General features: G+C 72.2%; 13 protein-coding genes. 1 reads left to right on the forward strand and 12 read right to left on the reverse strand.

Annotated features, from left to right (window positions below):
- Nucleotides 1–83: 83 nt before the first annotated feature.
- From HII36_RS20005 to xylA, 11 genes are all read right to left on the reverse strand, one after another.
- Nucleotides 84–443 (reverse strand): hypothetical protein, encoded by a 360-nt coding sequence (locus HII36_RS20005; RefSeq protein WP_173524748.1) that lies wholly within the window; start codon nucleotides 441–443, stop codon nucleotides 84–86.
- Between the two features lie 128 nt (nucleotides 444–571).
- A complete protein-coding gene (locus HII36_RS20010) occupies nucleotides 572–1,300 on the reverse strand; it encodes a glycosyltransferase family 2 protein (protein ID WP_173524749.1) in 729 nt (242 codons plus the stop codon).
- Between the two features lie 53 nt (nucleotides 1,301–1,353).
- Nucleotides 1,354–1,899: an AAA family ATPase gene (locus HII36_RS20015; RefSeq protein ID WP_328807792.1), complete on the reverse strand. Its 546-nt coding sequence runs from the start codon at nucleotides 1,897–1,899 to the stop codon at nucleotides 1,354–1,356.
- Nucleotides 1,896–3,515: a lysine--tRNA ligase gene (gene lysS / locus HII36_RS20020; RefSeq protein WP_173524750.1), complete on the reverse strand. Its 1,620-nt coding sequence runs from the start codon at nucleotides 3,513–3,515 to the stop codon at nucleotides 1,896–1,898. Before lysS ends, HII36_RS20015 begins: the two co-directional genes overlap by 4 nt.
- A gap of 44 nt (nucleotides 3,516–3,559) precedes the next feature.
- Nucleotides 3,560–4,174: a VOC family protein gene (locus HII36_RS20025; protein WP_173524751.1), complete on the reverse strand. Its 615-nt coding sequence runs from the start codon at nucleotides 4,172–4,174 to the stop codon at nucleotides 3,560–3,562.
- Between the two features lie 133 nt (nucleotides 4,175–4,307).
- Nucleotides 4,308–5,183: a hypothetical protein gene (locus tag HII36_RS20030; protein ID WP_173524752.1), complete on the reverse strand. Its 876-nt coding sequence runs from the start codon at nucleotides 5,181–5,183 to the stop codon at nucleotides 4,308–4,310.
- Between the two features lie 34 nt (nucleotides 5,184–5,217).
- Entirely contained in the window at nucleotides 5,218–6,189 is a 972-nt protein-coding gene (locus HII36_RS20035) for a hypothetical protein (protein ID WP_173524753.1), read from the reverse strand.
- Entirely contained in the window at nucleotides 6,186–6,512 is a 327-nt protein-coding gene (locus tag HII36_RS20040) for a PadR family transcriptional regulator (RefSeq protein WP_236003670.1), read from the reverse strand. Before HII36_RS20040 ends, HII36_RS20035 begins: the two co-directional genes overlap by 4 nt.
- A 63-nt stretch (nucleotides 6,513–6,575) precedes the next feature.
- Nucleotides 6,576–7,670 carry a Gfo/Idh/MocA family protein gene (locus HII36_RS20045; RefSeq protein WP_328807793.1) on the reverse strand — a complete coding sequence of 365 codons (1,095 nt, stop codon included), beginning with the start codon at nucleotides 7,668–7,670 and terminating at the stop codon, nucleotides 6,576–6,578.
- On the reverse strand, nucleotides 7,667–8,410 hold the full coding sequence (locus tag HII36_RS20050) for a sugar phosphate isomerase/epimerase family protein (protein WP_173524755.1): 744 nt from the start codon (nucleotides 8,408–8,410) through the stop codon (nucleotides 7,667–7,669). The genes HII36_RS20045 and HII36_RS20050 overlap by 4 nt, the downstream gene beginning before the upstream one ends.
- Nucleotides 8,407–9,558 (reverse strand): xylose isomerase, encoded by a 1,152-nt coding sequence (gene xylA / locus HII36_RS20055; RefSeq protein ID WP_173524756.1) that lies wholly within the window; start codon nucleotides 9,556–9,558, stop codon nucleotides 8,407–8,409. The genes HII36_RS20050 and xylA overlap by 4 nt, the downstream gene beginning before the upstream one ends.
- A gap of 55 nt (nucleotides 9,559–9,613) precedes the next feature.
- Here xylA and HII36_RS20060 point away from each other — a divergent pair, with 55 nt between their 5' ends.
- Entirely contained in the window at nucleotides 9,614–10,774 is a 1,161-nt protein-coding gene (locus HII36_RS20060) for an ROK family transcriptional regulator (RefSeq protein ID WP_173524757.1), read from the forward strand.
- Here the strand turns inward: HII36_RS20060 and HII36_RS20065 are convergent.
- A complete protein-coding gene (locus tag HII36_RS20065; RefSeq protein WP_173524758.1) occupies nucleotides 10,728–11,825 on the reverse strand; it encodes a hypothetical protein in 1,098 nt (365 codons plus the stop codon). The genes HII36_RS20060 and HII36_RS20065 overlap by 47 nt on opposite strands.
- Between the last annotated feature and the right edge of the window lie 23 nt (nucleotides 11,826–11,848).

An 11,848-nucleotide genomic window follows, 5' to 3' on the forward strand; every position in this document is an offset into this window, starting at 1 on the left:
GTTGTGGGAGGGGCTGGGGGCGTTGGTCACCGGGTTCGCGCTCTGGCGCGAGGACCGTCTGCTGCCCTCGCGCCAGTGACGCGTCAGGGCATGCCGTCGTCTCTCCGTCCGGCCACCAGGCGGTCGCCGGGATCGTGCTCCTCGCGTTCCAGCTTGCGTTCCAGCTCGCGCTTCTCGTCCTCCAGCCGCGCCACCTTGCTGGAGGCCTCCGCCCTGGCGCTACGCAGCCTGCGGCGGCGCCTGGCCATGCGACGGGAGCCGGAACCGAGCATCCACAGCCCGGCGATCAGCAGCGCCGCCGTGGCGGCCCCGGCGAGGAACATCTGCACGTGGTTCAGCTCGAACGTGTAGCCGAACAGGATGTACCTGGTGGTTTCCTCGGTCAGGACCAGGGCGACAGCGCCGCCGGCGAGCAGGACCAGGATCAGACCCAGTAACGTCATCCAACTCACCCCTTGTCATCAGAGGTGGTCTCCACTGCCCGGACTCCGGCGGGATATGCGTTACTTTCGGTGGTACAGGTACGTCTGGCGTGGTGCGCGTGGGCGGCCGCCTATGGCCGCCGCCCCGGTCACTTGGCCAGTGCCATCTCGGTCCGCGGCGTCACGGCGGTGCCGCGGGAACGCTCGCGCATGATCGTCTTCAGCACCCGCCAGCCGTCGCGGACGGCGTGCAGGTTGCTCTCGCCGTGGATGCGGGAGCGCTCGTGGCTGGGCACCTCGCTGATGACGAGCCCGGCCTGCGCGGCGCGGACGTTCATCAGGGTCTCGATTTCGAAGCCGTCGCAATCGAGCTCAAGTGCGTCCAGGTGGCGGGCCCAGAAGGCGTTGTAGCCGTAGCACAGGTCGCTGTAGCTGGTGCCGTACAGCAGGTTGGTCAGGCCGGTGAGGAACTTGTTGCCGAGCGAGCGGATCGGGCTGATGTCGTCGGAGCCGCCGCCGGGGGCGTACCTGGAGCCCTTGGCGAAGTCGGCGCCGTTGACGAGCGCCTCGACGAACAGGCGGATCTCGTGGCCGTCGGTCGAGCCGTCGGCGTCGATCATGACGATGATGTCTCCCAACGCGGCGGCGAAACCCTCGATGAGGGCGTTGCCCTTGCCGCGCCTGGTCTGCGTGACCACACGCAGGTCCGGGCGCAGCCTGCGCGCGACGGCGACGGTGTCGTCGGTCGAGTTGCCGTCGACCAGGATCACCTCGTCGATCCAGTCGGGCAGCGTCGCGAAGACATGGGGGAGGTTGGCGGCCTCGTTCATCGCGGGGACGATGACACTCACGCTGGCGGCGAAGGGCTGCTTGTTCATGGGACCAAGGTGGACCATGGCGCATGCAGGTCACTTGATTTCGCCTTGCATCCTCACTTGATGAGGTGATCAGCGGCCTTCGCCAGGATTTCGTCGACGGTTTCCGCCGGCGTCTGACCTGCGGTGTCGAGCCACAGACCGAGCCGCGGGGTGTCGCGGCGCAGCGCCTGGTCGAGTTGTTCGACCGTCCAGGCGCCGTAACCGGTCTTGGCGCGTTCGCGCTCGCGTCTCGCGACGGTGGCCGCGTCGGGGGCGAGCACGACCACCAGCAGCGGACGGCTGCGGATCCACCCGGCGAACCGTTCCAGGTCGGGCCCGAGCACCACGTCCTGGACGACGGCCGTGAACCCGGACTCGGCGTACAGGTCGGCGGCGCCGGCCGCGATGCGGTAACGCAGGTGGAGCTGGCGCACCGCCTCATCGGAGGGCTCGGGTGTCATCTCGGCCGCGCCGTTGACCACCATGCGGCGGAAGGCGTCGCCGCGCACGTGCGCCGAGCGCGGCAGCCGCCGGGCCAGCTCCTCGGCCACCGTGGACTTGCCCGAAGCCGAGATGCCGGTGATCAGAACGACCGCCCGCTCGGGCAGGGGGGAGGTCACGCGCCCATCAGCTTGCGCACCCGTTCCGCGCCCACCGCGAGCAGCAGCGTGGGCAGCCGCGGGCCGGTGTCGCGGCCGACCAGGAGCCGGTAGAGCAGGGCGAAGAAGGCCCGCTGGGCCGCCTTCAGCTCGGGCGTGGCCGGCGCGTCGACCGCCAGCCCGGCGCGCAGCTTGGGCACGCCGTAGACCAGCGTGGTGAGCCCGTCGAGCGACCAGTGCTCGTCGAGGCCGTCGACCAGCAGCCGCAGCGACTCGCGCTCGGCCTCGCCGAGCGAGTCGAGCAGCTCGGCGTCGGGGGCGGCGCGCACGTGGGTGCGCTGGTCGGCGGGCACGTGCGTGTCGATCCAGCGCTGCGCCCGGTCGAGCCTGGGCCGCGCCTGGTCGAGGTCGCTCACCCCGTCGAGGTCGCGCAGGATGCGCAGGGTCTGCTCGGCGTGCCCGGTGGTGATGTCGGCGACGGAGGCCAGCGTGCGGTACGGCAGCGCGTGCGGCGTGACCGGCAGCGGGCCGCGCGAGGTGCGCACCGCCCGGTTGTAGGCGGCCAGCTCGGCCGGCTGGGCGTCGCCCTGGGCCACCTTGCGGCCGAGCGCGTCCCATTCGTCGTAGAGCCGCTGGATCTCCTGGTCGAAGGCGATCTTGAAGGACTGGGCGGGCTTGCGCCTGGCGTACAGCCAGCGCAGCAGCGGCGCCTCCATGATCTGCAGGGCGTCGGCCGGGGTCGGCACGTCGCCCTTGGAGCTGCTCATCTTGGCCATGCCGCTGATGCCGACGAAGGCGTACATCGGGCCGATCGGCCGGGTGCCGCCGAACACCTCCCCGACGATCTTGCCGCCCACGATCCACGCGGAGTCGGGCGAGTGGTGGTCGACGCCGGACGGCTCGAAGATCACGCCCTCGTGGGTCCAGCGCATCGGCCAGTCGACCTTCCACACCAGCTTGCCGCGGTCGTGCTCGGCCAGGCGCACGGTCTCACCGAAGCCGCACTCGCAGGTGTAGGCCATCTCGGTGGTGTCGTCGTCGTACGCGGTGACCGTGGTCAGGTCGCGTTCGCACAGCTCGCAGTAGGGCCGGTAGGGGAAGTAGCCGTCGACCCGCCTGGTGCGGTGTTCGGCCAGCACGGCGTCGATCGCGCCCCTGGCGGCCACGGCCCGCAGGATCGGCTCGCGGTAGACGCCCGAGGTGTAGTGGGCGGTCTGGCTGATGCCGACGTAGTCGACGCCCAGCTCGTCGAGCGCCTTGATCATCGGGGACTTGAAGTGCTCGGCCCAGTTCGGATGCGGGCTGCCCGGCGGCGCGGGCACCGAGGTCAGCGGCTTGCCGATGTGCTCGGCCCACGACGGGTCGATGCCCGCGGGCACCCGGCGGAAGCGGTCGTAGTCGTCCCACGACAGCAGGTGCACGCAGTCGATGCCGCGCCGCCTGATCTCGTCGGCGACCAGGTGCGGGGTCATGACCTCGCGCAGGTTCCCCAGGTGGATCGGGCCGGACGGGCTGAGCCCAGACGCGCAGACGATCGCTTTGCCCGGCGCGCGTCGTTCCGCCTCGGCGATCACTTCGTCGGCGAACCTGGAGACCCAGTCGGTCTCGGCCCGGTCGGTCGGGGAATTGTCGGCCATCGCGCCATTCTCGCGGGTCGCGGACGGTCAGGCCAACGAATACGTCAATCCAGGGTCACCGGCCCCCGCGGTGTGCCCAGCACGGCCCGTAGCCCCGTTTCCGCCCCGCTCGACACCTCCAGCTCCGCCGACACCGCCGCGAGACGGCGCGTGACCGCCTCGGGGTCGGGGTCGACCGCGGCCAGCGACAGGAGTTCGAGCTGCGGGAGTCCGGAGGCGGCCGGGTGCGCCGCCGCGCCCCAGTCGATGAGGAACGGCACCGGCCTGACCACCGCCGGATCGTCCCAGCCGGTGAGCCGCCATTCCAGCAGGGTCCCGTCGGGGGTGCGCCTGGACAGCGGCTGGACGTCGCCCGGGTCGTAACCCAGCTCGCGGGCCCGCTCGACGCACTTGTCCAGATCGTCGGGCCGGATGGCCCAGGTGACCAGGCGCGGCCGGTCGAGGTCCAGCGCCGGCGGCTCGACGTCCGGGTTGTCGGGGTCGGGGCCGATGATCTCCAGGTACGCGGACGGGCCCAGCCCGACCAGGTAGTTGGCCGTGCCGCCGGGATGGCAGCCGCCCAGGACCGGGGACACGCCGGTGCGTGCGGCGAAGTCGGCCACACCTTGACGCAGGTCAGGCACCGCGTACACGAGGTGGTCGACACGGGGGTCGGTCATCAGCCCTCCTTGCTGATCCGCTGGCTCATCCAGTCCTACCGCGCGCGACGCCTCGATGGGATGCCTGCCAGCTTTCTTCACATGCAGTCGAGAAGCAGGTCATTCCGGGCGGTTCGCATGGAGGGGGGTGGAATCAGCTCTCGGACTCGCCGCGCACCCGTTCGCCGACGGTGGCGAAGGCCGGGTAGAAGTCCCTGCCGCACTCCAGGTCGTCGAGCGCGACCTTGACCTCACGCTGCAGGAAGGCGCGCTTCTCGCCCATGGTCATGTGCTTGGGCAGGTACATGCCGCCGTTCCGCACGTCGGGGATGCTCTTGTCCTCCTTCTGGGCGATCTTGTGCATCTCCCTGGAGAACAGGTCGCTGCCCCAGCTGACGACGTCCGAGGGTTTGGTCGAGGTGAACCGGTAGCCCTTGGCCGTCATGCAGTCGGCCATGGCCGAGGCCAGCGTGACCAGCTGGGGGTCGCCGTCGATCTCGCGGTTCTCGCGTTCGAGCATGGCGACGTGCCGCTGCTCCTCCCACTCCTGGTAGGAGCGGACGTCCTCGCCGGTGATCTGCTTGATCGCCTTGACGCCGCATTCGCCCGAGGCGACCGAGTAGGCCTTGCGCTGGGCGGGCGAGAGGTCCTTGATGATGGCGATGTTGGGGTTCCTGGGCGGTTCGGCGCCGCCGCCGAGGTCGCCTCGGGCGTTCATCACGGCGGCGGCGATGCCGAAGCCCTCCTTGGCGCGCTGGGCCTTGAGCGCCTCGTAGTCGCCGGCCGCCTGCTTCTTCTGCTCCTCGGTCATGGGCGGCATGGGCGGGGACCAGGGCACGTACTTGAAGCCCTTGGCCTTCAGGCAGTCGGCCTTGGCGTCGTCGATTCTGCGTGCCACGTCCTTGGACGGCCCGACGGACTGCGCTGCGGACGGGGTCGCGGGCGCGCCCGACGGCGTGCCCGGGCCGCTCGCGCAGCCGGCGGTGACGACGAGGACGAGTGTGGCCAGAGCCAATGATCTCGTGGACATGGCGCTGGACCATACTCCGTTGAACGTAGTATGGTCAATCAGGGACTCGGCGGCGTCGGCCGAGCGGGAGGAGGGCCGGCGCCGCCGTCATCACGGCCAGCAGGCCCCAGTAGGCGAGGTGCTGATGAGTCAGTTCGCCGAGGTGCTCGACCAGTTGGGCGGAGGTCGCCGCCAGGTACAGCGCGGCGGCCGGCGCCCAGCGCGGGTCGCGGGTGAGCCGGGCCGCCCACGCGGCCGACGCGAGCGCCGTCAGCTCCAGCGCCATCCTGCCCAGCCCGATCGGGTACGGCGTGCCGTCGGCCATCCAGCCGGGACCCGTCCAGGCCGCCAGGGGCACGGCCGCACACCACCACCAGGACCTGGCCCGGGTCACCCCCTTGATCGACAGGATGGCCAGCCCGAGCAGGACCACCCCGTGGCCGAGCAGCACGCTGCCTGGCCCGCCGTCGGCATAAAGCGGCCGATCAGCCAGAAAATCTGGATAAATCGGAAGTATCGTGACGTCGAACGGCTGCCACCCGGACGCCAGCGCCACGGACTTGGCCGCGACCGCCGCCGCGAGCGGCAGCGCCACCCGCACCCGTCCGCGCAGCACCGCGACGAACGCCAGCGCGGACAACGCCACCCAGAGCGGGAGCTGCCCGGCGAACGGCAGCAGCACCGCCAGCTGCACGGCCATCACCGCGCTCACGCCCAGGTGCAGCCCGTCGCGCCAGGCGTCGCCGCGCGCGGCGTGCCTGACCCGCTCGCGCAGCCCGCCCGCGAGGAGCCCCGCCACCTGCCCGGCCTCCGGCACCGTGCGGCCGGGCGCGGCGCAGTCGAGCAGCACGCCGAGCAGTTCCGACCCGTGCGCGGCCCGGTAGGCCCGCGGGTAGGCCAGCAGCAGCCTGCGGTAACGGCGTTCGAGCGGGTCCATGCGGCGTTCGGGTGGGTCCATGCGGCGTTCGAGCGGGTCGACGCGGCGTTCGGGCGGGTTCGCGCGTGAGCGGTCTTCGCGCGGGGTCATGCGGGGGCGGTGCGCTTCATGACCAGCGTGGCCGCCCGCAACATGCGCTGGGCCTCGGACTCCACCACGGTCGTGCCGGAGTCGGTGATGCGGAAGTAGCGGCGGTTCCTGCCGCCGACCGGCTCCTCGCGGTCGACCGCGATCATGCCGCGGTCGCTGAGCCGCTCCAGGATGCCGTAGAGCGTGCCGACCGAGGGCTTGACCCGGCCGCCCGACAGCTCGGTGACCACGCCCATGATCGCGTGCCCGTGCATGGGGCCGTCGAGCAGCGCGGCGAGCACGTAATACATCGGCTCGCTGACTTCGTCGGTGCCTCTGGGCATGGTGCAGAACATAACACGCGGGCCGGGAGACGCCCCTGTGACGAGAGCGCCCCCGGCGCCGGGTCACAAGGTGGACCGCATCGGGTCCCAGTCGTCCGGCAGCGGCTCGGGGCTGTGCGCGGTGGAGGCGAGCGTCCGGTACTCCGCGTGCTCGCCCGACTCCGTGATGGCGGTCATCAGGTCCAGCACGTGGAAGGCCAGCTCGCCGGACGCGCGGTGCGGCGTGCCCGCGCGCAGCGACCTGGCCAGGTCGAGCACGCCGAGTCCGCGCCCGGCCGTGGTCCCCGTGACAGGCAGCTCGCGCCAGTCGCCGTCGCGCCGCCCGCGGGCCAGCAGCGGCCCGCCGAAGGTGTTGGGGTCGGGCAGCGACAGCGCGCCCTCGCTGCCGATGATCTCGATGCTGCGCCTGCTGATCGGCGAGTCGAAGCTGAACGTCGCCGCCGCGCTGGCCGCGCCGAAGTCCAGCAGGGCGTGGACGTGCGTGGGCACCTCGACAGGGAAGACGTCCCCGGCCTTCGGCCCCGAGCCGACCACCCGATGCTCGCGGGCGCGCCTGGTGGCCGCGGCGACCGTCGTCGCCGGGCCGAGCAGCGACACCAGCGTGGTCAGGTAGTACGGGCCGAGGTCGAACAGCGGCCCGCCGCCACGCTGGTAGAAGAACTCCGGGTTGGGGTGCCAGGACTCCGGGCCCAGGCTCTGCACGGCCGCCGCCGCGGCGACCGGCGTGCCGACCACCCCGGCGCGCACGGCACGCAGCGCGGACTGCAGTCCCGCGCCGAGGAACGTGTCGGGGGCGCCGCCGACCCGCAGGCCCAGGTTCGCGGCCTCGGCCATGACCTTGGCGGCCTCGTCCAGGTCCAGCGCCAGCGGCTTCTCGCCGTACACGTGCTTGCCGGCGCGCAGGGCGGCCAGCGCTACGGACGCGTGCGCCGCCGGAACGGTGAGGTTGACCACGATCTCCACCTCGGGCAGCGCCAGGACCGTGTCCAGGTCGCCCGAGACCGGCACGCCGAACTCGGCCGCGACCGACGCCGCCCGGTCCTGGTCGAGGTCGGCCAGGCCGAGCACGCGTACGTCCGGGAAGGAGGTGAGGTTGCGCAGGTACTCGCCGCTGATCACGCCCGCGCCGACGATCGCGACGCCCACCGGCCCGGTCACGACGACTCCAGCTCGGTGAGGTAGGCGTGGCTGTCGGCGAGCGCGGCGAAGACGTCGCCGGCGCAGTGGTCGAGCTCGACGATTCGCCAGGCGTCGGGCGCGGCGGCCAGGATCTCCGGCACCGGCATGACGCCCGCGCCCACCGCCGTGTGCGGCTCGTCCTTGACGCCGGGACCGTCCTTGACGTGCAGCGCGAGCGTGCGTGCCGCCTGCCGGCGCAGCAGCGCGGGCACGTCGGCGCCGCCCACCGCGGCCCAGTACGTGTCGATCTCCAGGAACACCTCGGGCGCCAGCAGGTCCGCCAGCGCCTCCAGCGCGTGCCTGCCGTCGATGCGCGGCTCGATCTCCCACCAGTGGTTGTGGTAGCCGATCCGCGTGCCGTGCGCCGACGCCTGCTCGGCCAGGTCGTTGAGCAGGCCGGCGGTGCGGGCGAGCCCGTCGGCGGTGGTGAACTCCTCGTGCGCGATGCCGCCCGGGATGATCGCCAGATCGGCGCCGATGGTGGCGATGGCCTCGAAGACCTCGGCAGGCTCCTGGCCGAGCAGGGCGTAGGCGTGCGTGCTCGACACGCTCAGCCCGAGGTCGTCGATGACCTGGCGGAAGCCCTTGGGGTCGGCCATCGGGTCGAAGGGCTCGACCGCGCGGTAGCCGAGGCCGGCGAGACGGGTGAGCGTGCCGTCGCGGTCCTCGGCGAGCTGGTGCCGGACGGTGTAGAGCTGGACGCTGATCGGCCTGGTCATCCGCGTACCCCCAGAAGGTGCTCGAGCGCGAGCTGGTTGAGCCGGGTGAAGTGGTAGCCGCGGGCAGCGGCCGCTTCCGGGTCGAACTCGTCGTTCCACAGGTCGGCCAGGCTCTCGCCGGGGGCCAGGGTGGGCTGGGCGAGCTCGTCCACGCGGGAGGCGCGCAGTGCGTCCTGGACCTCGGGGTCGGCGCGGAACTGCTTGGCCTTCTCACGCAGGATCAGGTACGTGCGCATGTTCGCCGCCGCGGATGCCCACACGTCGGCGGCGTCCTCGGTGCGCAGCGGCTTGTAGTCGAAGTGTCTCGGGCCGTCGTAGCCGCCGTGTTCGAGCAGGTCGACCAGGAAGAAGGCGCTCTTCACGTCGCCGTGGCCGAAGATCAGGTCCTGGTCGTACTTGGGGCCGTGCTGGCCGTTGAGGTCGATGTGGAAGAGCTTGCCGTGCCACAGCGCCTGGGCGATGCCGTGGACGAAGTTGAGCCCGGCCATCTGCTCGTGGCCGACCTCCGGATTGAGCCCCACCATCTCCGGGTGTTCCAGCTCGCCGATGAACGCCAGCGCGTGGCCGATCGTGGGCAGCAGGATGTCGCCTCTGGGCTCGTTCGGCTTGGGTTCGAGTGCGAAGCGCAGGTCGTAGCCGCGGTCCAGGACGTACGAGCAGAGCAGGTCGAGTGCCTCCTTGTAGCGGCCGAGCGCGGCACGCACGTCCTTGGCCGCGTCGGACTCGGCCCCCTCGCGCCCGCCCCAGCACACGTACGTCCGGGCGCCGAGCGAGGCGGCCAGGTCCAGGTTGCGCAGCACCTTGCGCAGCGCGTACCGCCGGACGTCGCGGTCGTTGCTGGTGAACGCGCCGTCCTTGAAGATCGGGTGGGTGAACAGGTTGGTGGTGGCCATGGGCACCTGCATGCCGGTCTCGTCCAGCGCCTTGCGGAAGGCGGCGACGGCCGTGTCCTTGTCGGGCTCGACGGCGAGCAGGTCGTCGTCGTGGAAGGTGACGCCGTACGCGCCCAGCTCGGCCAGCCGGTGCACGCTCTCGACGGGGTCCAGCGGGGCCCGGGTGGCGTCGCCGAACGGATCACGGGCTTGCCAGCCGACCGTCCAGAGTCCGAAGGTGAAGCGGTCATCAGGAGTGGGGGTGAACTCGGCCATTTACCGCCCTCGGTTCTTTAGTCCATAATCTGCACATAATCCTGAGGAGGCGGGCATGGCAGCGTCAAGGGGGGTACGGCACGATTCCATGCGCGCCAGGAACCTCGCGGTGGCGCTCGACGTGATCCGCCACCGGGGCCCGCTCAGCAGGGCCGCGCTGGCCGAGGCCACCGGGCTGACCAAGACCACCGTCTCCAAGCTGGTGTCCGACCTGCTGGAGGCGGGCGCTGTGACCGAGCTGGGCGCGATGCGCGACGGTGAACGCGGCCGGCCGGGCGTCGCGGTCCGGCTCAGCGGGCACCGGGTGGCCGCGCTCGGGCTGGAGGCCAACATCGGCTACCTGGCCGCGTGCGTGGTGGACCTCACCCGTTCCGTCCGGGTGCGCAGGACGCGGGCGGTCGACAACCGCAACTCCAGGCCCGAGGCGGTGCTGGCGGCGCTGCGCGACCTCGCCGAGGAGACCATGGCCGAGGCGGGGCGCGCCGGGCTGCGCCTGACCGGCGCGGCACTGGCCGTGCCGGGACCGGTGGCCGACGGGCTGCTGCGCAACGCGCCGCATCTCGGCTGGCGCGACGTACGCGTGTCCGACCTGCTCGGCCTGCCCGTCCAGGACGGCTGCTTCGAGGTGGACAACGAGGCGAACCTGGCCGCGCTGGGCGAGCTGTGGTTCGGCTCCGGCGCCACGGACTTCCTGTACGTCTCCGGCGAGATCGGCATCGGCGCCGGCCTGGTGGTGGACGGCCGGGTGTTCCGCGGCACGTACGGGCTGGCCGGCGAGCTCGGCCACGTGGTCGTGATGCCGGAGGGCCCGAGCTGCCGCTGCGGCGGCCGGGGCTGCCTGGAGGTGTACGCGGGCAGGGACGCGCTGCTGGGCGCGGCGGACACGATCGACGACCTGGTGAGGCTGCTGAAGGACGGAGACGAGCGGGCCCTGGCCGGCTGCGAGCGGGCCGGACACGCCCTCGGCGTGGCGCTGACCTCGGCCGTGCACCTGATGGACCCGGGCAGGATCGTGCTCGGCGGCATCTTCGCGCCGCTGTCGCCCTGGCTCGAAGACCCGGTCGGCCAGGCGCTCACGGCCAGGCTGGGCGGGCTGCGCGGCGGCACGCCCCAGGTCACCGTGTCGGAGATCGGCGCGGACGCCGCCGTCCTGGGCGCCGCGGGGCTGGTCATCCAGCGGCTGCTGGCCGACCCTGCTCGGGTGCTCGGCCTCTGACCCGGTTCAGCACGTTCTGCGCCTGCTGGTCGACGAAGTGGGTGAACACCTGCTGCGCGTACCCGAAGATGACCGCCCAGGCGATGACCTGCGCGGAGGAGTCGAGCGCGCTCAGCCCGGGGATGAACTGGCCGCGCATCAGCAGCAGCCCGAGGAACGCGGTCAGCGCGCCGGTGGGCAGCTTGAGCACGGCCAGGGCGACCGGCAGGCCGAAGGGCACCGAGCTGCCGCGCAGCTTGCGCAGCCCGGTGGCGGCGGCGATGGCGGCCGCGACGAGCCCGACCACCTCCACGGTGACCAGGTCCTGGGCCGCGGCGGTGGCGCGCACCACCTCGTCGATGTCATGCGGCGAGCCGACCCGGCCGAGCGTGGACTGCGCCGTGGGGCAGACGACCAGGACCTCGCCGCCGCGCTCCGGGGTGAAGCAGAGCGGCACCGCGGTCGGGTTGAGCGCGCCCAGGACGCCCACGGCGACGGCGAGCAGGACGAGGAAGGCCGTGGTGATCGTGAGGACGTTGCGGAAACTCCTGACCCGCGACTGCTCACGCCCGGCCTCCGAGCTGGCCCCGCGCACCGCGGAGACGATCGTGGTGCGCTCGCGCTCGCCCAGCGGCTCGACCCGGCGGCCGAACCTGGTCCATCGCGGCCCGTTCTCCCGCCCGGCGGCGATGCGGACCAGCGCGAGCAGCCGCGCGTCGTCCGGCGCCAGGTGCCGGCGCACGTGCGTGACCAGGCTGGGCAACTGGCCGAGCAGGTAGCCGTCCGGCGCCACGCGCAGCAGGTGCGCCTCGGCGGCGTCGCAGTTGCTGCTGACCCGCTCGAAGGCGGCGCCGGTGAAGGACCGGTACGGGTTCCTGGCCTGTTCCGCGGCGGCCGCCGCCTGGTCGAGGTGCCGCCTGATGTCGCCGGTGAGCGACGCCGCGCCGAGGGCCGGCGGGGCGGCCAGCATCCAGCGGTACAGGGAGTCGAGCTCGTGGATGCGGGTGATCGCGCCTTCGCGCCAGGCGGCGGTCACCGGGGCGCCCCAGTCCAGCGGCTCAGGTTCCGGCATGCCCGCACGGTAGGCGAGCGGCG

It is taken from the genome of Nonomuraea antri, assembly GCF_013283785.1.
GTDB lineage: Bacteria > Actinomycetota > Actinomycetes > Streptosporangiales > Streptosporangiaceae > Nonomuraea > Nonomuraea antri.

What these genes read in the sequence shown, in the direction of transcription:
- HII36_RS20005 (WP_173524748.1), bottom strand. Translation starts at nt 443, where the DNA reads ATGACGTTACTGGGTCTGATCCTGGTCCTGCTCGCCGGCGGCGCTGTC.
- HII36_RS20010 (WP_173524749.1), bottom strand. Translation starts at nt 1,300, where the DNA reads ATGAACAAGCAGCCCTTCGCCGCCAGCGTGAGTGTCATCGTCCCCGCG.
- lysS (WP_173524750.1), bottom strand. Translation starts at nt 3,515, where the DNA reads ATGGCCGACAATTCCCCGACCGACCGGGCCGAGACCGACTGGGTCTCC.
- HII36_RS20025 (WP_173524751.1), bottom strand. Translation starts at nt 4,174, where the DNA reads ATGACCGACCCCCGTGTCGACCACCTCGTGTACGCGGTGCCTGACCTG.
- HII36_RS20030 (WP_173524752.1), bottom strand. Translation starts at nt 5,183, where the DNA reads ATGTCCACGAGATCATTGGCTCTGGCCACACTCGTCCTCGTCGTCACC.
- HII36_RS20035 (WP_173524753.1), bottom strand. Translation starts at nt 6,189, where the DNA reads ATGACCCCGCGCGAAGACCGCTCACGCGCGAACCCGCCCGAACGCCGC.
- HII36_RS20040 (WP_236003670.1), bottom strand. Translation starts at nt 6,512, where the DNA reads ATGCCCAGAGGCACCGACGAAGTCAGCGAGCCGATGTATTACGTGCTC.
- HII36_RS20050 (WP_173524755.1), bottom strand. Translation starts at nt 8,410, where the DNA reads ATGACCAGGCCGATCAGCGTCCAGCTCTACACCGTCCGGCACCAGCTC.
- xylA (WP_173524756.1), bottom strand. Translation starts at nt 9,558, where the DNA reads ATGGCCGAGTTCACCCCCACTCCTGATGACCGCTTCACCTTCGGACTC.
- HII36_RS20060 (WP_173524757.1), top strand. Translation starts at nt 9,614, where the DNA reads ATGGCAGCGTCAAGGGGGGTACGGCACGATTCCATGCGCGCCAGGAAC.
- HII36_RS20065 (WP_173524758.1), bottom strand. Translation starts at nt 11,825, where the DNA reads ATGCCGGAACCTGAGCCGCTGGACTGGGGCGCCCCGGTGACCGCCGCC.